A 21,136-nucleotide genomic window follows, 5' to 3' on the forward strand; every position below is an offset into this window, starting at 1 on the left:
GGCTGATTACAGTGCCCGCATGAACAGCAGGACCTCCTCGTTCGACGACCTCGACCGCAAGATCGTCACGGCGCTGATGGCGAACGCCCGGACCAGCTTCGCCGAGATCGGCGCGGGCATCGGGCTGTCCGCGACGGCGGTCAAACGCAGGGTGGACCGGATGCGGGAGACCGGGGTGATCACCGGCTTCACGGCGACGGTGAAGCCCTCGGCGCTCGGCTGGCGCACGGAGGCGTACGTCGAGGTGTACTGCGAGGGCGCGGCCCCGCCCCGGCGCCTCGCGGAGGTCGTCCGGAACCACCCGGAGATCACGGCGGCCATGACGGTGACCGGTGGCGCGGACGCGCTGCTGCATGTGCGGGCACGGGACGTGGAGCACTTCGAGGAGGTGCTGGAGCGGATCCGCACCGAGCCGTTCATCCGGAAGACGATCAGCGTGATGGTGCTGTCCCACCTCCTCCCGGAGAGCCCGGAGGCCGGTGCGACCCACGTGGCGCCGGAATGACGCGGAGTATGCGCAGGACCAGTGCGCGAACACCTTGAACAACGCAGCGATGCTGCGTATCTACGCAGCTTTCGTTTCTTGTCGGGCGTCCACCTCGCTTTCTACCGTTGATGTCATCCCCAGTGACACACAGCAAAGCGGAGGAAACCCTCTGTGTCCGAAAGCCGTGTACAGCGCCCTCGGCGCTTTCTCGTCTGTGAACCCAGACACTTCGCGGTGCAGTACGCGATCAACCCCTGGATGCATCCCGACAAGCCGGTCGACGTGGACCTCGCCCAGGACCAGTGGCAGACACTGATCCGCGCCTACCGCGCCCACGGCCACTCCGTCGACTCGGTCCAGCCGGTGGCCGGCCTCCCGGACATGGTGTTCGCCGCGAACGCCGCGTTCGTGGTCGGCGGCCGGGTCTTCGGCTCGCTGTTCCACGCGCCCGAGCGGCGCCCGGAGTCGGTGCACTTCGACACCTGGTTCAAGGCGGCCGGCTACGACGTGTACCGCCCCGAGTCGGTGACCGAGGGCGAGGGCGACCTGGTGTGGACGGGCCGGTACGTGCTCGCCGGCACCGGGTTCCGCACCACCCGGGAGGCGCACCGGGAGGCTCAGGAGTTCCTCGGTCATCCGGTGATCGGCCTGACCCTGGTGGACCCGTACTTCTACCACCTGGACACGGCGCTGTTCGTCCTCGACGACGACAACATCTGCTACTACCCGGAGGCGTTCTCGGCGGGCAGCCGCGAGGTGCTGCGCCGGCTGTACCCGGACGCGGTGCTCGCCACCCGCGAGGACGCGCTGGCGTTCGGCCTGAACTCCGTGTCCGACGGCCGCAACGTCTTCATCGCGCCGCAGGCCGAGGCGCTGGCCGAGAACCTCGCCGGCCACGGTTACGTCCCCGTCCCCGTCGACCTGTCCGAGTTCCACAAGGCCGGCGGCGGCATCAAGTGCTGCACCCAGGAGATCCGCTGATGACCGCACCAGCGCGCACGCGTACGTCCGCCGAGCTGATCCGGGCGGAGGAGCCGGTCCTCGCGCACAACTACCACCCGCTGCCGGTGGTGGTGGCCCGCGCCGAGGGCACCTGGGTGGAGGACGTCGAGGGCCGCCGCTATCTCGACATGCTCGCCGGCTATTCGGCCCTGAACTTCGGCCACCGGCACCCGGCGCTGATCGAGGCCGCGCACCGCCAGCTCGACCAGCTGACGCTGACCTCCCGCGCCTTCCACAACGACAGGCTCGCCGAGTTCGCCGAGCGGCTCGCGGAGCTGACCGGCCTGGACATGGTGCTGCCGATGAACACCGGCGCCGAGGCGGTGGAGAGCGCCATCAAGGTGGCCCGCAAGTGGGCGTACGACGTGAAGGGCGTCCCCGCCGACCGGGCGACGATCGTGGTCGCGGCGGAGAACTTCCACGGCCGTACGACGACGATCGTCAGCTTCTCCACGGACGAGACGGCCCGGGCGGGCTTCGGCCCCTTCACGCCCGGCTTCAAGGTCGTGCCGTACGACGACCTGGCCGCGCTGGAGGAGGCCGTCGACGAGACCACGGCGGCCGTGCTGATCGAGCCGGTCCAGGGCGAGGCCGGCGTGATCATCCCGAGGGACGGCTATCTCGCCGGGGTCCGGGAGCTGACCCGCCGCAAGGGCTGTCTGTTCATCGCCGACGAGATCCAGTCGGGTCTCGGCCGCACCGGCCGCACCCTCGCCGTCGAGCACGAGGACGTCGTGCCGGACGTGCTGCTGCTCGGCAAGGCGCTCGGCGGCGGGATCGTGCCGGTGTCGGCCGTGGTGGCCCGGCGCGAGGTGCTGGGGGTGCTGCACCCGGGCGAGCACGGCTCGACGTTCGGCGGCAACCCGCTCGCCGCGGCGGTCGGCACGGCCGTGGTGGAGCTGCTGGAGACCGGCGAGTTCCAGCGGCAGGCGGCCCAGCTGGGCGTGATCCTGCGGGACGGGCTCACCGAGCTGGTCGGCAGGGGTGTGGTCGGCTTCCGGGCGCGCGGGCTGTGGGCGGGCGTCGACATCGACCCGGCGATCGGCACCGGCCGTGAGATCAGCGAGCGGCTGATGCGGGAGGGGATCCTGGTGAAGGACACCCACGGTTCCACGGTCCGGCTGGCGCCGCCGCTGACCATCACGGCCCAGGAGCTGCGTTCGGCGCTGGCGGCGCTGGAGCAGGCGCTGGGTTCCTGACGTCGGTGGATCTCGGCGGGGAGCGGCGATGCGCCGCTCCCCGCTCGGCCGTACGCCCCCACCCGATGCCCGAAGAGTGACGATTGAGCCAGGAGGGGGTAGAGCACTCTCAGCTACAGAGAGGTCGGCCGTGAGCACTCACGAGGAGCAGGACCTGGCCGGGCGGCGGTTCGACGTGGCCGATGCCGCGCCCCTGCTGCTCGACGGACAGGGCATGGTGACGGGCTGGACGCCCGACGCCCAGCGGCTGCTTGTGTACACGGCCGCCGAGGTGGTGGGCACCGGCGCGGCCGGCCTGCTCGCCTCCGAGGACGCCGCGCGGGCGCCCGAGCTGGCCGTGCGGTGCCGCAGGGACGGCGGCTGGTCGGGGCTGCTGACCGCGCGGCGCAAGGACGGGCGGCCGGTCCGGCTGATGGCGCGGATCACTCCGACGGTCGAACCCGGCGGGGCGCCGCGGTGGCTGGTGCTGCTGTCCGAGCTGTCCGGGGCGCGCGGCTGGGACATGAGCCGTGGGGTCCTGGAGCGGATGGTGGCCGACTCCCCCGTCGGCATCGCGATCGTGGACACCGATCTGCGGTGCGTCTGGTCGAACGCGGCCCTGGAGGGCTACGGCGGCGGCTCGCCGCGGGAGCGGCTCGGGCGGCGGCTGGCGGAGATCCAGCCGGGGATCGACTCCGCGGACATCGAGGTGCAGATGCTGCGGGTGCTGAAGACCGGCCGGCCGGTGGTCGGGTACGAGCACGTGGGCCAGATACGGTCGGCGCCGCACCGCGAGACGGCGCACATGATGTCGTTCACCCGTCTGGAGGACGACCTGGGTCACCCGATGGGTGTGTACTACACCGTCGTCGACGTCACCGAGCGGCACCGCGCCCGGCAGCGGCTGGCCCTGCTCGACCGGGCCGGCGAGCAGATCGGACGCACCCTGGACATCATGCGGACCGCGCAGGAACTGGCCGACGTGGCCGTGCAGGGCTTCGCCGACTTCGTCGCCGTGGACCTGCTGGAGTCCGTGCTGCGCGGTGCCGAGCCCGAGCCGCCGGGCGACACGGATCAGGTGCCGCTGCGCCGGGCCGGACACCAGTCGGTGAACCCCGGGGTCCCGGAGGCCGTGGTCGAGATCGGCGAGGTGGCCGCCTATCCCGCCGGATCGCCCCCGATCCGCTGTCTGACCACGGGCCGGTCCTGGCGCGAGGAGCGGCTGGACCCGCTGTCCGTGTCGTGGGCCGCGGACATCCCGCACGGCCGGGAGGCGACCTTCCTTGAGCTGGGCCTGCACAGCGTGATGATCGTGCCCCTCCAGGCCCGGGGCGTCACGATGGGCGTCACCACCTTCTTCCGGCGCCGCCGTCAGGAACCGTTCGACGAGGACGACCTGAGCCTCGCCGAGGACCTGGTGTCCCGGGCGGAGGTCTGCGTGGACAACGCCCGCCGCTACACCCGTGAGCGGGACGCGGCCCTGGTCCTGCAGCGCAGCCTGCTGCCGCACCGGCTGCCCGAGCAGGACGCGGTGGAGGTGGCCGCCTGCTACCGGCCGGCCGACGAGCTGACCGGCCTCGGCGGCGACTGGTACGACCTCATCCCGCTCTCCGGTGCCCGGGTGGCCCTGGTCGTGGGCGAGGTGCCGGGGCACGGGATCGACGCCGCCGCGGCCATGGGGCGGCTGCGCACCGCCGTACGCACCCTCGCGGCGCTCGATCTGCCGCCCGAGGAGGTCCTCGCGCACCTCGACGACCTGGTGGCGCGGACGGCCGACGAGGAGGGCGTGCCCGAGACCCCGGAGGCCGCCGACGCCCAGGCGCTGGGCTCCGGGTGTGTGTACGTCGTCTACGACCCGGTCGACGGGCGGTGCACGATGGCCGCCGCGGGCCATCCCGCGCCCGCGGTCGTCGCGCCCGACGGCGTCGTCGGCTTCGTCGACCTCCCGCAGGGGCCGCCGCTCGGGGCGGGCGGCCGGCCCTTCGAGGCGGTCGAGCTGGCCCTCGCCGAGGGCAGCACGCTGGCCCTCCACACCGACGGGCTGCTGGCCCACGGGGAGGGCGGGGCCGGCGGCATGGACCGCGACCGGCTGTGCCGCGCCCTGGAGCGGCGCGTCTCCTCGCTCGACGCGTGCTGCCGGTCCGTCATCGACACCCTGGTCCCGGCCCGGCCGCATGACGACGTGGCCCTGCTGATGGCCCGGACCAGGCTGCTGGGCGCCGGGCAGGTCGGCGACTGGGACCTGCCCGCCGACCCGGCCGTGGTCGCCGAGGCCCGCAAGCTGGTCTCCGGGCAGCTGACCGAGTGGGGCCTCGCGGAACTGGCGTTCACCACCGAACTCGTCGTGAGCGAGCTGGTCACCAATGCCATCCGGCATGCGGAGGGCCCCATCCGGCTCCGGCTGATCCGGGAACGGGCCTTGATCTGCGAGGTGTCCGACGGCGCCGCCACCGCACCGCATCTGCGCCATCCGCGCGCCATGGACGAGGGCGGCCGGGGACTGCTGCTGGTCTCCCAGCTCACCCAGCGGTGGGGAACCCGCTTCGCCCCCAAGGGAAAGGTCATCTGGGCGGAGCAGTCCCTGACGGATCCGCCGGCCTGACCCACGCAATGCCCACATACCACGCATGACATGGGAAAATGGTGTGATTCCGGCGGATGGGCGGTAGCCATGAACGACACGGCCGTCGACTACGCGGGGGTGTTCCAGGCGCTGCCTGGCATGGTGGCGCTGCTGACGCCCGACCTGGTCTACGCGGACGCCAACAACGAGTTCCTGCGGCTGGCCGGACGCACCCGCGAGCAGGTGGTGGGCCGCTACCTCTTCGACGTCTTCCCGGACAACCCGAACGACTCCGGTGCGTCCGGCATGCGCAATCTGGCCGCCTCGCTGGCGCGGGTCATGGCCACCGGCGAGCGCGATGCCATGGCCCTGCAGCGCTACGACGTCGAGAGCACCGAGCGGCCCGGGGAGTGGGAGGAGCGCTACTGGAGCCCGGTCAACGCGCCGGTGTTCGACGCGAACGGGAAAGTCGTACTGCTGGTGCACCGGGTCGAGGAGGTCACGGAGCTGATCCGGGCCCGCGGCGGCCCCACCGGCGGCCGGGCCCGCGTCCTGGAGGCCGAGCTGTACACGCGCGCCCGCGAACTGCAGGAGCTGAACGAGCGGCTGCGCCAGGCCCATGCCCGCGAGCGCGAGGTGGCCCTCGCCCTGCAGAAGGCGATGCTGCCCGCCCGCCGGCAGGTCGGCCATCAGCACGCCGCGGTGCGCTACCGGCCGGCGGTCGGCGCGCTGAACGTGTGCGGGGACTGGTACGACCTCGTCGACCTGGTGGGCGGCCACCGCATCTGCGTGGCCGTGGGTGATGTGGTCGGGCACGGCCTGGAGGCCGCCGGGGTCATGGGGCAGCTGCGCAGCGCGCTGAGCGCCGCCTCCCTGGTCGCCGCGGGGCCGAGCGAGGCCCTGAACGTGCTGGGGCGGTACGCGCATGTCGTAGACGGCGCCGAATCGGCCACCGCCGTCACCACGTTCATCGACTTCGACCGTCACACGATCACGTACAGCAGCGCCGGGCATCCACCGCCCGTCCTCGTCCGTCCCGACGGCCGCATGGAATTCCTCGACCAGGCCACCGACCCGCCGCTGGACGCCCGCCCCGACCCGGTCCCCCGGCCCGAGGCCAGCACGACGTACGACGAGGGCGCCACCCTCGTCCTCTACACCGACGGTCTGATCGAGCGCCGCGGTGAGGACATCGACGCCGGGCTGGCCCGGCTGGCCGACTCCCTCGGCCGCCATCGTGAGGAGGACCCCGAGAGCCTCGCGGACGCCGTCCTGCTGGAGCTGCTCCCTCCCGGGGGCGCGACCGACGACACGGCGCTGGTCATCGTACGGCTATGACCTGGAGCACGATCCGGCCGCCCGGCGCGAGGACCCTGCGGCACCCCAACGCCCTTGCGAGGCGGCATGACTGAGGCCCGTTGCGGTTACAGATGACGACAGGCACACGCTGGGGTGGCCTGGACGACGTGAAGGGCGAGCCGTGTTCTATTACGTTCTCAAGTACGTGCTGCTGGGCCCGTTGCTGAGACTGGTCTTCCGGCCCCGGATCGAGGGCCTGGAGAACGTGCCCGCCTCCGGCCCCGCGATCGTCGCCGGGAACCATCTGTCGTTCTCCGACCACTTCCTGATGCCGGCGATGCTCAAGCGCCGGATCACCTTCCTCGCGAAGGCCGAGTACTTCACCGGCCCGGGGCTGAAGGGCCGGCTCACCGCGTTCTTCTTCCGCAGCGCCGGGCAGATCCCGGTGGACCGCTCGGGCAAGGAGGCGGGGCAGGCCGCGATCCGTGAGGGCCTGAAGGTGCTGGGCAGGGGCGAGTTGCTCGGCATCTACCCGGAGGGCACCCGGTCGCACGACGGCAGGCTCTACAAGGGCAAGGTCGGCGTCGCCGTGATGGCGCTGAAGGCGGGGGTGCCGGTCGTGCCGTGCGCGATGATCGGCACGTTCGAGGCCCAGCCGCCCGGGAAGGTCGTCCCGAACATCCACCCCGTGAGCATCCGCTTCGGCAAGCCCCTCGACTTCTCCCGCTATGCGGGCATGGAGCAGGAGAAGGCGATCCTGCGGGCCGTCACCGACGAGATCATGTACGCGATCCTGATGCTGTCCCAGCAGGAGTACGTCGACGAGTACGCGGCCGTCGCCAAGGAACGGCAGGCCGCGCAGAAGGGTGCGAAGGAGCGCAGGTTCCCCTGGGCGCCGCTCGGTTGACGCCTTGGCCGGTGCGTGCTTCTGCCGTCGGCCAAGGCGCCGCGGCACCGGCGGTCCGGTCGCCTAGGGTCGCCGTATGAAGACAGCTGTGGTGATCGGAGCGAGCGGGCAGATCGGCCGTCCGACCGTGGACGCGCTGGTGCGGGACGGCTGGGAGGTGACGGCCGCCTCGCGGGGCGGCGGCCGGGACGAGGGGTGGGACGACGCGGTACGCACGGTCCGGCTGGACCGCTCCGACGACAAGGCCCTGGCCGCGCTGGTCGGCGACGGCTGCGACCTGGTGGTCGACATCGTCGCCTACGACGCCGCGCACGCCCGGCAGTTGACGTCCCTGGCGGACCGGATCGGCTCGGCGGTGGTGGCCTCCAGTGTGGCCGTGTACGACGACGGCTCGGGCCGGAACTTCGACACGCAGAACGAGCCGGACGGCGTTCCCGCCTACCCGGTGCCGATCCCCGAGACGCAGCCGACGGTCGCTCCGGGCGAGGCGTCGTACAGCACCCGCAAGGTGGCGCTGGAGCGTGAACTCCTCGCTGCGGCCGACGCGTTGCCGGTCACGGTGGTGCGGCCGGGCGCGGTGCACGGGCCGTACAGTCCGATGCCCCGTGAACTGTACTTCGTGAAGCGGAATCTGGACGGGCGGCGCAGGCGGGTGCTCGCGTACCGCGGTGAGAGCCGGTTCCACACGGCGAGTGCCCGGAACATCGCCGAGCTGATCCGGGCGGCGGCGGCCCGGCCGGGCGCCCGGGTGCTGAACGCCTGTGACGGCGAGGCGCCGACGGTGGCCGAGATCGGCGCGGCCGTCGACGCGGTGATGGGCATGGAGACGGAGACGGCGTTCCTGGACGGTCCGCCCGAGGGCGGGGTCGGGCGGACTCCCTGGTCGGGGTCGCTGCCGATCGTCGCCGACATGTCCGCCGCGGAGCGGGAGTTGGGCTACCGACCGGTGGTGTCGTACGCGCAGAGCCTGCCGGAGACGGTCGCGTGGCTGACCGAGGTGGTGGCCGCCGGGCAGGACTGGCGGGAGCGTTTCCCGTTCCTCGGCCGGGTGTATCCGGAGATGTTCGACTACGCGGCCGAGGACGCCTGGTTCACGGCATGAGCGAGGGGCGGCCGGAGTGTCCGGCCGCCCCTCGTCACCGTATGGTCCCGGTTACGGCTTGGGCGTGGCGTGCGGGCCGCAGGTCACGTCCGCGCCGTCCAGCTTGCCGTCGATCAGGTAGGCGTCGACGCGCTGGTTGATGCACGGGTTGACCAGGCCGGTCACTCCGTGGGAGCCCGCGTCCTTCTCGGTGATCAGACGGGAGCCCTGGAAGCGCTGGTGCAGTTCGACGGCGCCCTCGTACGGGGTGGCGGCGTCCCGGGTGGACTGCACGATCAGCACTTGCGGCAGGCCCTTGTGGGTCTGCACGTCGACCGGGTTCTGCTGCTTGACCGGCCAGGTGGCGCAGGGCAGGTTCATCCAGGCGTTCGCCCAGGTCATGAACGGGTAGTCCTTGTTGAGCCGGGTGTTGTCCCGGTCCCACTTGTGCCAGCTGGTGGGCCACTTGGCGTCGGTGCACTCGACGGCCGTGTAGACGGCGTTGCCGTTCTCCGCGGAGATGTTGCCGGCCGTGTTGGACGGGTTGGGGGCTGCCGCGTCGACCAGCGCCTTGGTGTCACCGGCGACATACTTGCTGAACACCGTGGCGGTCGGCACCCAGGAGGAGTCGTAGTACGGCGCGTTCTGGAAGAAGGAGATCAGCTCGGCCGGGCCGACGACTCCGCCGATGGGGCTCTTCTTCGCGGTGGCGCGCAGCTGGAGCCACTTGTCCTGGACGGCGGCGCGGGTGGTGCCGAGGTGGAAGGCGGCGTCGTTCGCGGCGACCCAGTCCTCCCAGTCCTTCCAGCGGCCCTCGAAGGCTATGTCCTGGCCCAGGTTGGCCTGGTACCAGATGTTCTCGCGGGCGGGGTTGACCACGCTGTCGACGATCATGCGGCGCAGGTGGCCCGGGAAGAGCGTGCCGTAGACGGCTCCGAGGTAGGTGCCGTAGGAGACGCCGAGGTAGTTGAGCTTCTTCTCGCCCAGGGCCGCGCGGATGACGTCCAGGTCGCGGGCGGTGTTCGGCGTGGTCATCTGCCGGAGCATCGCCGGGCCGGTGCGCTCCAGGCAGCCGTCCGCGTACGCGCGGGCCAGCTTGCGCTGCGCGGTCTTGTCCGCCTCGGTGTCCGGCACCGGGTCCATCTTCGGTGCCTTGACGAACTCCTGCGGGTCGACGCAGGAGATCGGGGCGGAGTGGCCGACGCCGCGCGGGTCGAAGCCGACGAAGTCATAGGCCTTGGCGACGTTCGCCCAGACGGGGTTCTTGTTGATGACCCGGTTCGGGAAACGCATCCCGGAACCGCCGGGGCCGCCGGGGTTGTAGACGAGCGAGCCCTGACGCTCCTCCTTGGTCCCCGTGTTGCCGATACGGTCGACGGCGAGCTTGATCTGCTTGCCGTACGGGTGGGCGTAGTCGACGGGCACGCTGACCCAGCCGCACTGGATGGGCTTGGCCAGCCCCCAGTCGGCCGGACAGTCCTGCCAGTCGATGCCGGCCTTGGCGGCGCGGGCGGCGGCTGTCGCGGCGCCCTTGGCCTCCCGGTCCGGGCCGGGCCCGCCGGCGGCGCTGGCCGCGGGCGCCGAGACGGCACCGGCGACCAGGGTTGCGGTGACGAGCGCTCCGGCCGAACCGAGCGCCATCAGACGGCTCTTCGGTCTGTTCTCCCTCAAGTGGCCCTCCCCCTACATCAGGATCGCTGCGAGTGGTCAGGCGGGGATCCTCTCGGCTGTGAGCGGCCTGGGAACAGGGGTAGCCGCCCATCTTTACCAATCCGATAACCGGACGATCATGTCCAGTTGGGCGGAGCGACGCGGGCACCGCCACGGGGATGGCCGAGAATGAGTCCGCGCTGGACGACTTCAGCGGCGGACCGCACATGCTCCCGGCCACGCCCTAGCCGAGCGAGGTGAGTGCCTCGTCCAGCAGGCGTCGCAGGCGCAGTGCGTCCGGGGCCACCGCGCTGACGAGGACGGCGGGCCCGGCGAGCGGCACCAGCGCGGCGCAGCCCCCCAGCACCCGCCCCTCGGGCGGCTGCTCGGCGAACTCGGGCCGTACGACGACCAGTTGGCCCACCGCCCGGTGTCCGGCGAGCACGGCGGGGCCGTCCCAGCCGCCCGGTGCGCCGGGGCCGCAGGCCAGTTCCTGGTCCAGCACCGCCCGGCCCGCGACCCGCACGGTCAGCCGGCTGGTGAGCCGTCCGGGTTCCTCCCCGGCCCGCCCGAGGACCTGCTCCTCGCGCAGTACGAGCCGGGCGCCGGCGGCGAGTTCGGCCCGCGTGGTGACGTACAGGTCGCTGCCGCGGGCCGAGATCAACTGCTCGGGCAGCCAGTTGAGTTCGGCGCCGTCGGCCACGTCGAGCCGTACGTCGTAGCGGGCCTCGCCCTTGGCCTGGCCCGGCAGGGCGAGGGTGGCGGCGGCCGAGCCGATGTGCAGCCGGGCACCCTCCGCCACGCAGGCGGTGAGCGAGAAGCGGTCGCCGCCGAGCGGGCCGCTCATCGCGCCGACCACCATGACCTTCGCCTCGGTGCCGACGGCCCGGGTGCGGCGCAGGGCCAGCGGGCCGTCGCCGTCCAGCACGGGCAGCACGGTGCCGCCGCGTCCGTCGGCACGGGCGACGATCCGGGCGTCCGCCCGGACCCCGGTGGCGGTCACGCCGTCCACGCGACGAGCCGTTCGCGCACCCAGCGGGCCACCTCGGTGACACCCGCCTCACCACGCAACGACTGGAAGACCACCGGGAGTTCGGCCCGCTGCGCCTTGGCGTCGGCGGCCATCCGGGCAAGGTCGGAGCCGACGTGCGGCGCGAGGTCGGTCTTGTTGACGACGAGCAGGTCGGCCGTGGTGACGCCGGGCCCGCCCTTGCGCGGGATGTCGTCGCCGCCGGCCACGTCGATGACGAAGACCTGCGCGTCCACGAGCCCCTTGGAGAAGGTCGCGGTGAGGTTGTCGCCGCCGGACTCGACGAGGATCAGGTCCAGGGGGCCGACCGCGTCCTCCAGGTCCTCGACGGCTTCGAGGTTGGCGGAGATGTCGTCGCGGATCGCGGTGTGCGGGCAGGCTCCCGTCTCCACGGCGGTGATCCGCTCGGGCGGCAGCACGGCCTCCCGGAGCAGGAACTCGGCGTCCTCACGGGTGTAGATGTCATTGGTGACGACGGCGAGCGACAGCTCGTCGCGCAGGGCCCGGCAGAGCGCGGCGACGGTCGCGGTCTTCCCGGACCCCACGGGCCCGCCGAGCCCGATGCGCAGGGCGCGCCGCGAGCCGTCGGGCCGGTGCGCGTCGGCGCTGACGGCGGCGGGGCCGAAGTGGGTGTGGTCGAGGTGCATGGGTACGGCTCCTGTGGGGGCGAGAGGCCGGATCAGGTGTTCGGGAGGGCGTGGACCAGCACGGTCGGCCTTGAGCCGGGCGATCCGGGTCGGCGGGTGGGCGCAGTCATGACGCGAACAGTCGCACCGGCCACGCGGCGTGTTCCTCCGCCATGACCTCCAGCAGCGGTGCCGAACTGGCGGGCAGCGCGTCGACGCCCTCGGCGGCCGCCTTCCGCGCCGCCTCGACGGCCCGGTCCGCGACGCGGTCCAGCTCGGGTGCCAGCCGGGCCAGTACCCCCGTCGCGTCGAACGGGTCCAGACTCAGCAGCCGTACCGTGGCCGTGGCCGGTCCGCTGATGCTCTCGTAGAGCGCGCAGTAGGCCGCGTCCTGCGGGGCGAGTCCGGCCGCCCGCGCGGCCATGCCGAGCACGACGGGCTGATGGGCACCCTTGGGGAACTCCCGTGCCAGCGCGTCGAGTTCGGCCGACGGCCAGCTCGCGCGGGCGGCCCGCAGCAGCTGCCGGCCAAGGCGGCGCGCGGCGGCGCGCAGGGCGGGCGACGGCGTACGGGCGTCCGCCGCCGCGTCCAGCTCCCCGGGCCGCACGCCGAGTACGGCGGCGGCCGCCAGCGCGCCCGCGACCAGCCCGGCGGTGTGCAGCCGGCCCCGGCAGAAGTCCTCCAGGTTCGCGGCGGAGCTGATGCGCCCCGCCTTGACGGCGGCCTCCGCCCCGCCGGAGTGCGCGTGCCCTCCGGCGGGGAAGCGGCCGTCGGCCAGGACGAGTAGTGCTGCCCGTGACATCACGCCGCCATCAGAAGAGGAAGTAGCGCTGGGCCATGGGCAGTTCGGCGGCCGGTGTCGCCTCGACGAGTTCGCCGTCGATGTGCACGGCGAAGCTGTCGGGGTCGATCCGGACGTCGGGCCGGGCGTCGTTCTCGCGCATGTCGGCCTTGGTGACCTGCCGCGTGGACTCGATCGCCACGAACCGCTTGCCGAGCCCGAGCCGCTCCGGCAGCCCGTCCTCGATCGCCGCCCCGGCGACGAAGTTGACCGAGTTGGCGGCCGGCGCCCGGCCGATCGCGCCGTACATCGGGCGGGGCAGGATCGGCTGCGGGGTGGGGATGGAGGCGTTGGCGTCGCCCATCTGCGCGTAGGCGATCTGGCCGCCCTTGAGCACGAGGAGCGGCTTGACACCGAAGAACGCCGGCTCCCACAGCACCAGGTCGGCGAGTTTGCCGCTCTCGACGGAGCCGATCTCGGCGGCGAGGCCCTGGGCGAGCGCCGGGTTGATCGTGTACTTGGCGACATAGCGCCGTACCCGGTGGTTGTCCGCGCGCCCGTCACCGGGCAGCGCTCCGCGCCTGCGCTTCATGACGTGGGCCGTCTGCCAGGTGCGCAGGATCACCTCGCCGACGCGTCCCATGGCCTGGGAGTCGGAGGAGATGATCGAGATCGCGCCGAGGTCGTGGAGGACGTCCTCCGCGCCGATGGTGGAGGGCCGGATCCGGGACTCGGCGAACGCCAGGTCCTCCGGGACCGACGGGTTGAGATGGTGGCACACCATCAGCATGTCGAGGTGTTCCTCGGCGGTGTTGACGGTGAACGGCCGGGTCGGGTTGGTGGAGCTGGGCAGCACGTTGGGCTGCGAGACCACGGTCATGATGTCCGGCGCGTGCCCGCCGCCGGCGCCTTCGGTGTGGTACGAGTGGATGCCCCGGCCCGCGATCGCGGCGAGGGTGTCGGCGACGAAGCCGGCCTCGTTGAGGGTGTCGGTGTGGATGGCGACCTGGATGCCGGTGCGGTCGGCGACGGTGAGCGCGGCGTCGATGACGGCCGGGGTGGAGCCCCAGTCCTCGTGCAGCTTCAGGCCGGCGGCGCCGCCGCGGATCTGGGAGAGCATCGCCTCCTGGGAGACGGTGTTGCCCTTGCCGAGAAGACCGACGTTGACCGGGTAGGCCTCCATCGCCTCGAACATCCGGGCGAGATGCCAGGGGCCGGGCGTGACGGTGGTCGCCTTGGAGCCCTCGGCGGGGCCGGTGCCGCCGCCGACCAGGGTGGTGATGCCGGAGGCCAGCGCCTCGTCGGCGATCTGCGGGCAGATGAAGTGGACGTGCGCGTCGATGGCGCCGGCGGTGAGGATCCGTCCGTTGCCCGCGATGATCTCGGTTTCCGGGCCGATGACCAGGTCGGGGTGGACGCCGTCCATGGTGTCGGGGTTGCCGGCCTTGCCGAGCGCGGTGATCCGGCCGTCGCGGATGCCGACGTCGGCCTTGACGACACCCCAGTGGTCGATGACGACGACCCCGGTGATCACGGTGTCGGGGGTGCCGTCGGCGCGGGTGGCGCGGGACTGGCCCATGGACTCGCGGATGACCTTGCCGCCGCCGAAGACCGCCTCGTCCCCGGAGGCACCGGGTCCGCCGGAGCGGTCCTCCTCGATCTCGATCAGCAGGTCGGTGTCGGCGAGCCGGATGCGGTCACCGGTGGTGGGACCGAACAGGTCGGCATAGGCGCCGCGGGAGATCTCAGGCATCGACGGCACCTCCGGTCTCGCCGCGCAGCCCGGGCACGATCCGGGCGCCGGCGAGGGGGACGAGTTCGACCTCGACGGGGATGCCGGGCTCGAAGCGTACGGCGGTGCCGGCGGCGACGTTCAGCCGCTTGCCGCGGGCCGCGGCACGGTCGAACCGCAGGCCGGGGTTGGCCTCGGCGAAGTGGTAGTGGGAGCCGACCTGGACCGGCCGGTCGGCGGCGTTGAGGACCGTCAGACGGGTGACCTCGCGGCCCTCGTTGATGTGGACGGGGTCGTCCGCGAACAGGATCTCTCCGGGAATCATCGCGGCCCCCTTCAGATGATCGGCTCGTGGACGGTGACGAGCTTGGTGCCGTCCGGGAAGGTGGCCTCGACCTGGACGTCGTGGATCATCTCCGGGACCCCGTCCATGACGTCGTCCCTGCTGAGGAGCTTGCGACCGGAGGACATCAGCTCGGCGACCGTACGGCCGTCACGGGCGCCTTCGAGGATGTGCGACGTGATGAGGGCGACCGCTTCCGGGTGGTTGAGCCTGAGCCCGCGGGCCCGGCGCTTCTCGGCGACGTCGGCCGCCACATGAATGAGCAGTCTCTCCTGCTCGTGCGGGGTCAGTTGCACGTCCCACCTCACAGTCCTTGCTCCGGACCGTGCGGGGTCCGGCTGCCGCAGCCATCACGACGGGATAGGTGTAACACACAGACAAAACCCTGGATTGTCTTCAATCCGGGCAGAAAAACCCCTGATGGCGTGGATCGGCAGGTTAGTTCGCCGGAGTTTCATCGACGTTAAACCAGACCTTGATCCGGCAATGACCGTGTAATGGGATCCCCGATACCCGCTCGGGTCAGGACACGCCGGGGCCCCGATGCTCGGCGGCGATCCCGAACCGCTGCTGTTCGCGCGCGGCGGAACCGGCCTCGCGGACCCCCGAGACCGAGCTGATCACCTGCTCCTCGGCCTGCTCCTCCAGCGCGTCCAGCCGCTCCAGATCGGCGGCCGAGACCAGCGCGACCAGCGGCTTCCCATGCCGTGTCACGACGACGCGCTCACCGCCGTACACCACCCGGTTGATCAGGTCGGCTAGCTCAGCCCTCGCTTGCGTCACCGGAATCTCGTAGGCCATGACCCCATTCTAACGTCACGTACGTCCTGTACATTTTTTACAGAAGCCGAGCCCATCGGAGGCCGTGCGACGAGAAGGGGTGTCCCATGTCCCGAGCCTTTGCCCGTCATGTCCTGCCCGAGTTCACCGAGCGCACCAGCAGCGGGGCGCGCACGCTCGATCCCTACGGCAAGCTCTTCGAGGACCGGATCGTCTTCCTCGGGACCGCGCTCGACGACGTGGCCGCGAACGACGTGATGGCCCAGTTCATGTACCTGGAACACGCGGCCCCGGAGCGGGACATCACGCTGTATGTGAACTCCCCGGGCGGCACGTTCAGCGCCCTGACGGCCGTCTACGACACGATGCGCTACGTCAGTTGCGATGTGGCCACCTACTGCCTGGGCCAGGCCGCGTCCCAGGCCGCACTGCTGCTCGCGGCCGGCACACCGGGCAAGCGGTTCGCCCTGCCCGGCGCACGCATGGTGATCGCGCAACCCCGGCTCGCCGAGCCGGTGCAGGGCCAGCCCAGCGACCTGCTCATCGAGGCCGAGGAGCTGGCCCGGACGCGCGCGCTGACCGAGGAGATGCTGATCCGGCACACCGGGCGCACGGCCGAGCAGGTACACCGGGATCTGGATCGGGACCTGGTCCTGGACGCCCCCGCGGCGGTGCCCTACGGCCTGGTGGACGGCATCGTGCCCAGCCGCCGGAGCATGCCCGGCGCACCGCAGGCGAGGTGAGCCGCCGATGCTGCCGTACCTGCCGCCGCTGCCCGCACTGACGTGCGCCGAGGGCGATCTGATCGACCGTTACCTGGAGGCGGCAGACCTGCTGGGCCGCGCCAATCCGGCGCACGGCGGGGACACCTATCGCGCTCTGCGTGCGGCCCAGGCCCTGGTGCGCAAGGCCGCAGAGCTGCGTGACGCCCTCGCGTTGATGCATCAGCGGGGCGAGACGGAGCTGCACGGCGACACGCTGGCACGGGCCTTGCGGGTCCTGGACGGTGAACGTCGTACCGCGCGCGTCGCGCTCCCGCCCGACGGCGTCCACTGATCCGGACACCCGACCGGCTGGACATGATCATATTGTCGACGCGCACCGCCCGGATCGGACACGAAACGCTCCGAACGGGGCACCGCCGACCGGGGGATATCCAGGCCGCTTTCCGGGCCTGCCGACTTGCGCACCGCGCGGGTTCCAGGCTCGGAACGGAACGCTTCGTCCCAGGTCCGGGGCTACGACCGAGATCTGACGACGTCTCGAACATCGCACTGTCCACCCGGACGGGTGAGTGGTGAGTAACACCACAAATCCACGATTCCGTTGGGATTTTCAGACTGATGTGGGTGAAGATCCCTGTCTGACGACAAGCCCCCGCCACCGCGGCGGGGCGGTCCGGGCGGACGCCGAGTCCTGCCGCCGCCTGGATGACCGGTCGACAGGAGTGGATCGGCAGGAGTGGAGGACCCAAGCAATACGGGTCGCCGGCACGGAAGTTCGTCTGTACTGCGCAGACGGGCCGAGGTTCCGAGCAGCCCTTGGGGTGAAGCCGTGGCAACGCGGCCGGGCAACTTCGCCAGCCCGAATCCGACAGGTCATCCTTCACAGGCGGCTGACGAAGGGTTGCGCATGACTGCGCTCAATCGTGTCCCGTCGCTCATGGCCCGGGCCGGCACGGCCTCGGCCCTCACCCTCGCCGCCGTCGGCGGCTCGATCGCGGTCCCAGGCCTCGCCACCGACGCCTCGGCCGCCACCCTCGCGACGAAAGCACTGCAGGTCGCGGCCTCCAAAAAGGGTGCCCCGTACCAGTACGGGGCCACCGGGCCGCGCAGGTTCGACTGCTCGGGGCTGACGCTCTACTCGTTCAAGAAGGCGGGCAAGACCCTGCCGCGTACCGCAGCCCAGCAGTACAACAAGACACACCACATCTCAGCCGGCAGCCGTCAGGCCGGTGACCTGGTGTTCTTCCACTCGGGTTCGTACGTCTACCACGTCGGCATCTACGCCGGTCACGGGCAGATCTGGCACGCACCTAGGACCGGGGACGTGGTGCGGCTGCAGAAGATCTGGACCAAGAGCGTCTGGTACGGCCGGGTCAGCTGACCCTTCGTCAGGCCGGGAGCGGCTCCAGCAGCAGGGCCGCTCCCAGCACCGTCAACGCCACCCCGGTACCCGCCTGAAGCCCACGGGCGGCCCGGGGCTGGCGCGCGGCACGAGATCGGCGCGCGGCACGAGATCGGCGCGTTGCGTACGACCGCGGCGAAGCCGGCGCCCGGCACGGCGTCTGGTCCGGTGAGGAAGGGCGCTCGACGAACTGGAGCGGGCCCGTGCCGTCGTCGGTGTGTCCGGAGCCGGTGCCGGTGGACGAACCGGTGCTGATGACCGCGCCGGGGCATGCGCTGAGCGGTGCCTCCTCGCGGCTGCCGCCCGTGGGCCGGGCAGCTGCTGATCGGCATGGCACCGCGCCATCCGGCCCGCCGCGCGACCGAAGCCCTGCTGCTCGCCGAGGCGGGCGCCACCCCGGCGTTGCCGGTACCGACGCCCGGATACGCCATGCTGTGCGCACTCGTCAGCGCAGGCCGCCTCGGCCTGACCGGCGGCCCCCCTGTGCGGCCGGACGGGCGCTAGTGGCGTCGCTCGTCCGTGGTGCCGTCGTGGTCGGGCGCTGCCCTTTGGGGCACTGCCGGCACCGGCTCCGTCGGGAGGGTCCAAGGCAGTTCGATGGAGACCGTCTTGCCGCCCTCGCGGGTGGGACGGACGCGGAGTCTGCCGCCGCATTCGGCGGTGAGGAAGCGGATGATGACCATGCCGCGGCCGTTGTCCTGCTGGACGGCTGCAGGCAGTCTCTTCGGAAAGCGCGGATGACTGTCCGTGACACCGATGCGCAGATGTTCGTCACGCTCCAGCGCGATGTCGACCGTGAAGGTGGGTGACTGGCCGAAGGTGTGCTGTACGGCGTTCGTGGCGAGTTCGGACACGATGAGCCGCACGGTGTCGGCCACGTCGGTGTCCGCCGGCAGGCCCCACTCCACGAGCGTGCCCACGACATAGGAGCGGGCAGCGGACACCGAGGCTGGATCGCTCGGCAGAGTGACGGATGCTTCCAGATGGTCTGCCATGGCGACGCCGTCCTTTTCCCACGGGACCGCGGTCCGACATGGAGCGGATGGTTCGAGTACGGTCCCGGACTGGTGCTTGCTCGTCAGCCTGCCACCACGGGGCCGTCACGGGGAGCGATCCACCAACATATGCATATATCTGTCGCCCGAAGCGGTGAACTCTACGACGCGAGACCGTATTTGGGCGGCCCTGAAGGAGTAAGGAGGAGCCCATGCAGAACGGGCCGGCGGTGCGGCGCCGCAAACTGGGCGCCGAACTGCGCACGCTGCGTACCGGTGCTGGGCTCACGAGCGGTGAGGCGGCCCGGCTGGTCGGCTGGCACCAGTCGAAGGTCAGCCGTATCGAGACGGGCGCCAGCGGCGCGAAACCAGCTGACGTACGGTTACTGCTGGACGCCTACGGGGTGCGGGACGGGCGGCTGCGCGAGTTGCTGCTGATGCTGGCGGGCTCCGAGGGCGCGGGCGACCGGCACCGCTGGTGGCACGCCTACCGCGGGGTGCTGCCGCCCGCCTACCGGGATTTCATCAGCCTGGAGTCGCAGGCGAGTGCGATGCGCACCCTGGAGACCACGGTCGTACCCGGCCTGCTGCAGACACCCGAGTACGCCCGCGCGGTGACCCGGGCGGCCGTGAAGGACCTGGACGACGAGGACCTCGACGCGCTGGTGGAGGTGCGGCTGGCCCGGCAGGACGTGCTCCGTACCGAACGGCCGCTGAAGCTGTGCGCGGTGCTGGACGAGGCGGTGCTGCGGCGCGAGATCGGCGGCGCCGGGGTGATGGCCCGGCAGCTGGAGCGGCTGACAGAGGCGGCCCTGCTGCCCCAAGTCCGGCTCCAGGTACTGCCGTTCGGCGCGGGAGCGCATGTCGGCCTCACCGGACCTTTCGTTATCTTCTCATTTCCGAGCACTTCTGATCTGGACGTTGTTGTTCTCGACCAGCTGACGAGTAGCCTCTACCTGGAGCGGAAAGAAGACCTCATGGCCTACTCGGAGGCCTTCGACACCCTTCGGATGCACGCCCTTTCACCCGAGGAATCGTTGGATTACATCGCCGGGATAGGTGACGGCGCGTAAGGAGGCACCATGTCAGCACTGCCTCAGAACGTCCCTGCCAGTACCGATCTGCACGACGTGCACTGGCTGCGCAGCAGCTACAGCACAGGAGCCAACAACTGCGTGGAGACGGCCCGGCCGCGCTCCGGCCCCGGGGCCGGAGCGCTCGCCGTGCGCGACTCCAAGAGCCCGGCCGGCCCCGCGCTGCTCTTCTCCACCCAGAGCTGGGCCGGTTTCCTCACCGCCCTGTGATCAGAACCGATCACACGTAATCACTCCGGCGCGAAGCACGGCCGTGTCACGCCGACTCATGGTCGCGTCTCGCCGATCACCCGTACAGCGCGTTCGATCTCCGCCCCGGACAGGTCCGCCCGGGCGGTCAGCCGCAGCCGTGAGATGCCGTCGGGCACGGAAGGAGGACGGAAGCAGCCCACGGCCAGTCCTGCCGTACGGCAGTCGGCCGCCCACTGCACCGCCTGCTCCGGGGACGGAGCCCGCACGGAGACCACCGCGGCGTCCGGACGCACCGCCTCCAGACCCGCGGCGGTCAGCCGTGCGTGCAGCTCCGCGGCCACCGCGCGGGCGCGCGCCGCGCGCTCCGGCTCGCGGACCAGCAGCCGCAGTGCCGCGAGCGCGGCCCCGGCCGCCGCCGGGGCCAGGCCCGTGTCGAAGATGAAGGTCCGGGCCGCGTTGACCAGATGGTCGATCACCCGCGCCGGGCCGAGCACCACTCCGCCCTGACTGCCCAGCGACTTGGACAGGGTGGCCGTGACCACCACGTCCGCGGCACCCGCGAGACCGGCCGCGTACGGCGTGCCCCGGCCGCCGTCGCCCAGCACGCCGAGCCCGTGCGCGTCGTCCACGACCAGCCCCGCGCCGTGCTCCCGGCATGCCTCGGCCAGCTCGGCCAGCGGGGCCCGGTCGCCGTCGACCGAGAACACGGTGTCGGAGACGACGATCGCCGGCCCCTGGTGCGTGGCCAGGGCCTTGCGCACCGCCTCCGGGTCGGCGTGCCCGACGATCTGCCGCTCGCCCCGGGCGAGCCGGCAGCCGTCGATGAGCGAGGCGTGGTTTCCGGCGTCGGAGACGATCAGCGAACCGTGCGGCGCGAGCGCCGTGACCGCGGCCAGGTTGGCGGCGTAACCGGAGGAGAAGACCAGCGCCGCCTCGAAACCGCAGAAGGCGGCCAGTTCGCGCTCCAGCTCAGTGTGCAGCTCGGTGGTGCCGGTGACCAGCCGGGAACCGGTGGAGCCGCCGCCCCACAGCCGGGCGGCCCGGGCGGCCCCCTCGGTGACCTCGGGGTGGTGGGCGAGGCCCAGGTAGTCGTTGCTCGCCAGGTCCAGCAGCGGCGAGTCGGCGGGGCGCGGGCGCAGGGTCCGTACGAGTCCGGCGCGGCGGCGCGCCTCGGCCTGCTCGTCGATCCAGCCGAACGCCATGGGTCCTCCGGGGCTTTTGTAGGTAGCGGACAGACCCTAGCGGTACGACCAGCCGCCCAGGGTGTGG

23 protein-coding genes and 1 riboswitch are annotated in these 21,136 nt (G+C 71.7%); of the genes, 13 read left to right on the plus strand and 10 right to left on the minus strand.

Features of this window, described 5'->3' with window-relative positions:
- Nucleotides 1-19: 19 nt before the first annotated feature.
- From AB0L75_RS11190 to AB0L75_RS11220, 7 genes are all read left to right on the plus strand, one after another.
- Nucleotides 20-505 carry an Lrp/AsnC family transcriptional regulator gene (locus AB0L75_RS11190; RefSeq protein WP_365178619.1) on the plus strand — a complete coding sequence of 162 codons (486 nt, stop codon included), beginning with the start codon at nt 20-22 and terminating at the stop codon, nt 503-505.
- A 153-nt stretch (nt 506-658) separates the two neighbouring features.
- Nucleotides 659-1,468 (plus strand): dimethylargininase, encoded by an 810-nt coding sequence (gene ddaH / locus AB0L75_RS11195; RefSeq protein ID WP_365178622.1) that lies wholly within the window; start codon nt 659-661, stop codon nt 1,466-1,468.
- On the plus strand, nt 1,468-2,688 hold the full coding sequence (rocD, locus tag AB0L75_RS11200; protein ID WP_365178625.1) for an ornithine--oxo-acid transaminase: 1,221 nt from the start codon (nt 1,468-1,470) through the stop codon (nt 2,686-2,688). Before ddaH ends, rocD begins: the two co-directional genes overlap by 1 nt.
- 130 nt (nt 2,689-2,818) lie before the next feature.
- Complete coding sequence (locus tag AB0L75_RS11205) at nt 2,819-5,269, plus strand: SpoIIE family protein phosphatase (RefSeq protein ID WP_365178628.1); 2,451 nt, start codon at nt 2,819-2,821, stop codon at nt 5,267-5,269.
- Between the two features lie 69 nt (nt 5,270-5,338).
- Complete coding sequence (locus AB0L75_RS11210) at nt 5,339-6,568, plus strand: SpoIIE family protein phosphatase (protein ID WP_365178631.1); 1,230 nt, start codon at nt 5,339-5,341, stop codon at nt 6,566-6,568.
- A gap of 142 nt (nt 6,569-6,710) precedes the next feature.
- Nucleotides 6,711-7,436 (plus strand): lysophospholipid acyltransferase family protein, encoded by a 726-nt coding sequence (locus AB0L75_RS11215; RefSeq protein WP_365178634.1) that lies wholly within the window; start codon nt 6,711-6,713, stop codon nt 7,434-7,436.
- An 88-nt stretch (nt 7,437-7,524) separates the two neighbouring features.
- Nucleotides 7,525-8,538 (plus strand): NAD-dependent epimerase/dehydratase family protein, encoded by a 1,014-nt coding sequence (locus tag AB0L75_RS11220; RefSeq protein ID WP_365178918.1) that lies wholly within the window; start codon nt 7,525-7,527, stop codon nt 8,536-8,538.
- Nucleotides 8,539-8,589: 51 nt separating this feature from the next.
- On the opposite strand, the gene AB0L75_RS11225 is transcribed toward AB0L75_RS11220, so the two are convergent.
- The 8 genes from AB0L75_RS11225 to AB0L75_RS11260 form a co-directional block, all read right to left on the minus strand.
- Nucleotides 8,590-10,158 carry an alpha/beta hydrolase gene (locus AB0L75_RS11225; RefSeq protein ID WP_365178921.1) on the minus strand — a complete coding sequence of 523 codons (1,569 nt, stop codon included), beginning with the start codon at nt 10,156-10,158 and terminating at the stop codon, nt 8,590-8,592.
- Nucleotides 10,159-10,411: 253 nt separating this feature from the next.
- The gene (locus AB0L75_RS11230) at nt 10,412-11,170 is read right to left on the minus strand and encodes an urease accessory protein UreD (protein ID WP_365178637.1); all 759 of its coding nucleotides are present in this window, start codon (nt 11,168-11,170) and stop codon (nt 10,412-10,414) included.
- Nucleotides 11,167-11,844 carry an urease accessory protein UreG gene (gene ureG, locus AB0L75_RS11235; RefSeq protein WP_365178639.1) on the minus strand — a complete coding sequence of 226 codons (678 nt, stop codon included), beginning with the start codon at nt 11,842-11,844 and terminating at the stop codon, nt 11,167-11,169. The genes AB0L75_RS11230 and ureG overlap by 4 nt, the downstream gene beginning before the upstream one ends.
- Nucleotides 11,845-11,950: 106 nt before the next feature.
- Nucleotides 11,951-12,625, minus strand: a complete 675-nt coding sequence (locus tag AB0L75_RS11240) for an urease accessory UreF family protein (protein ID WP_365178924.1) — start codon at nt 12,623-12,625, stop codon at nt 11,951-11,953.
- Nucleotides 12,626-12,635: 10 nt separating this feature from the next.
- Nucleotides 12,636-14,357, minus strand: coding sequence for an urease subunit alpha (locus AB0L75_RS11245; protein WP_365178641.1), 1,722 nt, complete (start codon nt 14,355-14,357; stop codon nt 12,636-12,638).
- On the minus strand, nt 14,350-14,661 hold the full coding sequence (locus tag AB0L75_RS11250) for an urease subunit beta (RefSeq protein ID WP_365178644.1): 312 nt from the start codon (nt 14,659-14,661) through the stop codon (nt 14,350-14,352). The genes AB0L75_RS11245 and AB0L75_RS11250 overlap by 8 nt, the downstream gene beginning before the upstream one ends.
- Nucleotides 14,662-14,672: 11 nt before the next feature.
- Entirely contained in the window at nt 14,673-14,975 is a 303-nt protein-coding gene (locus tag AB0L75_RS11255; protein WP_031160134.1) for an urease subunit gamma, read from the minus strand.
- A gap of 226 nt (nt 14,976-15,201) precedes the next feature.
- Nucleotides 15,202-15,480: a type II toxin-antitoxin system Phd/YefM family antitoxin gene (locus AB0L75_RS11260; RefSeq protein ID WP_365178648.1), complete on the minus strand. Its 279-nt coding sequence runs from the start codon at nt 15,478-15,480 to the stop codon at nt 15,202-15,204.
- Between the two features lie 86 nt (nt 15,481-15,566).
- Here AB0L75_RS11260 and AB0L75_RS11265 point away from each other — a divergent pair, with 86 nt between their 5' ends.
- The 4 genes from AB0L75_RS11265 to AB0L75_RS11280 all read left to right on the plus strand — a co-directional run bounded on the left by AB0L75_RS11265 (nt 15,567) and on the right by AB0L75_RS11280 (nt 18,090).
- On the plus strand, nt 15,567-16,202 hold the full coding sequence (locus AB0L75_RS11265) for an ATP-dependent Clp protease proteolytic subunit (protein WP_365178651.1): 636 nt from the start codon (nt 15,567-15,569) through the stop codon (nt 16,200-16,202).
- A gap of 7 nt (nt 16,203-16,209) precedes the next feature.
- Nucleotides 16,210-16,515 carry a hypothetical protein gene (locus AB0L75_RS11270; RefSeq protein ID WP_365178653.1) on the plus strand — a complete coding sequence of 102 codons (306 nt, stop codon included), beginning with the start codon at nt 16,210-16,212 and terminating at the stop codon, nt 16,513-16,515.
- Nucleotides 16,516-16,869: 354 nt separating this feature from the next.
- Nucleotides 16,870-17,088: riboswitch (cyclic di-AMP (ydaO/yuaA leader) on the plus strand.
- A gap of 3 nt (nt 17,089-17,091) precedes the next feature.
- Entirely contained in the window at nt 17,092-17,565 is a 474-nt protein-coding gene (locus AB0L75_RS11275) for a C40 family peptidase (protein WP_365178656.1), read from the plus strand.
- Between the two features lie 303 nt (nt 17,566-17,868).
- Nucleotides 17,869-18,090, plus strand: a complete 222-nt coding sequence (locus AB0L75_RS11280; protein WP_365178658.1) for a hypothetical protein — start codon at nt 17,869-17,871, stop codon at nt 18,088-18,090.
- Here the strand turns inward: AB0L75_RS11280 and AB0L75_RS11285 are convergent.
- Nucleotides 18,087-18,581: an ATP-binding protein gene (locus tag AB0L75_RS11285; protein ID WP_365178661.1), complete on the minus strand. Its 495-nt coding sequence runs from the start codon at nt 18,579-18,581 to the stop codon at nt 18,087-18,089. The genes AB0L75_RS11280 and AB0L75_RS11285 overlap by 4 nt on opposite strands.
- A gap of 212 nt (nt 18,582-18,793) precedes the next feature.
- Here AB0L75_RS11285 and AB0L75_RS11290 point away from each other — a divergent pair, with 212 nt between their 5' ends.
- Together AB0L75_RS11290 and AB0L75_RS11295 are read left to right on the plus strand one after the other, a co-directional pair.
- The gene (locus tag AB0L75_RS11290; protein ID WP_365178664.1) at nt 18,794-19,654 is read left to right on the plus strand and encodes a helix-turn-helix transcriptional regulator; all 861 of its coding nucleotides are present in this window, start codon (nt 18,794-18,796) and stop codon (nt 19,652-19,654) included.
- A 9-nt stretch (nt 19,655-19,663) separates the two neighbouring features.
- Nucleotides 19,664-19,885, plus strand: a complete 222-nt coding sequence (locus AB0L75_RS11295) for a DUF397 domain-containing protein (protein WP_365178667.1) — start codon at nt 19,664-19,666, stop codon at nt 19,883-19,885.
- A gap of 56 nt (nt 19,886-19,941) precedes the next feature.
- Here the strand turns inward: AB0L75_RS11295 and AB0L75_RS11300 are convergent, their stop codons facing one another.
- Nucleotides 19,942-21,069, minus strand: a complete 1,128-nt coding sequence (locus AB0L75_RS11300; protein WP_365178670.1) for an 8-amino-7-oxononanoate synthase — start codon at nt 21,067-21,069, stop codon at nt 19,942-19,944.
- Nucleotides 21,070-21,136 lie beyond the last annotated feature (67 nt).

It is taken from the genome of Streptomyces sp. NPDC052101, assembly GCF_040680235.1.
In the GTDB taxonomy this organism is placed as follows: domain Bacteria; phylum Actinomycetota; class Actinomycetes; order Streptomycetales; family Streptomycetaceae; genus Streptomyces.

What these genes read in the sequence shown, in the direction of transcription:
- AB0L75_RS11190 (WP_365178619.1), top strand. Translation starts at nt 20, where the DNA reads ATGAACAGCAGGACCTCCTCGTTCGACGACCTCGACCGCAAGATCGTC.
- rocD (WP_365178625.1), top strand. Translation starts at nt 1,468, where the DNA reads ATGACCGCACCAGCGCGCACGCGTACGTCCGCCGAGCTGATCCGGGCG.
- AB0L75_RS11210 (WP_365178631.1), top strand. Translation starts at nt 5,339, where the DNA reads ATGAACGACACGGCCGTCGACTACGCGGGGGTGTTCCAGGCGCTGCCT.
- AB0L75_RS11225 (WP_365178921.1), bottom strand. Translation starts at nt 10,158, where the DNA reads ATGGCGCTCGGTTCGGCCGGAGCGCTCGTCACCGCAACCCTGGTCGCC.
- ureG (WP_365178639.1), bottom strand. Translation starts at nt 11,844, where the DNA reads ATGCACCTCGACCACACCCACTTCGGCCCCGCCGCCGTCAGCGCCGAC.
- AB0L75_RS11240 (WP_365178924.1), bottom strand. Translation starts at nt 12,625, where the DNA reads ATGTCACGGGCAGCACTACTCGTCCTGGCCGACGGCCGCTTCCCCGCC.
- AB0L75_RS11245 (WP_365178641.1), bottom strand. Translation starts at nt 14,357, where the DNA reads ATGCCTGAGATCTCCCGCGGCGCCTATGCCGACCTGTTCGGTCCCACC.
- AB0L75_RS11250 (WP_365178644.1), bottom strand. Translation starts at nt 14,661, where the DNA reads ATGATTCCCGGAGAGATCCTGTTCGCGGACGACCCCGTCCACATCAAC.
- AB0L75_RS11260 (WP_365178648.1), bottom strand. Translation starts at nt 15,480, where the DNA reads ATGGCCTACGAGATTCCGGTGACGCAAGCGAGGGCTGAGCTAGCCGAC.
- AB0L75_RS11265 (WP_365178651.1), top strand. Translation starts at nt 15,567, where the DNA reads ATGTCCCGAGCCTTTGCCCGTCATGTCCTGCCCGAGTTCACCGAGCGC.
- AB0L75_RS11270 (WP_365178653.1), top strand. Translation starts at nt 16,210, where the DNA reads ATGCTGCCGTACCTGCCGCCGCTGCCCGCACTGACGTGCGCCGAGGGC.
- AB0L75_RS11275 (WP_365178656.1), top strand. Translation starts at nt 17,092, where the DNA reads ATGACTGCGCTCAATCGTGTCCCGTCGCTCATGGCCCGGGCCGGCACG.
- AB0L75_RS11285 (WP_365178661.1), bottom strand. Translation starts at nt 18,581, where the DNA reads ATGGCAGACCATCTGGAAGCATCCGTCACTCTGCCGAGCGATCCAGCC.
- AB0L75_RS11290 (WP_365178664.1), top strand. Translation starts at nt 18,794, where the DNA reads ATGCAGAACGGGCCGGCGGTGCGGCGCCGCAAACTGGGCGCCGAACTG.
- AB0L75_RS11295 (WP_365178667.1), top strand. Translation starts at nt 19,664, where the DNA reads ATGTCAGCACTGCCTCAGAACGTCCCTGCCAGTACCGATCTGCACGAC.
- AB0L75_RS11300 (WP_365178670.1), bottom strand. Translation starts at nt 21,069, where the DNA reads ATGGCGTTCGGCTGGATCGACGAGCAGGCCGAGGCGCGCCGCCGCGCC.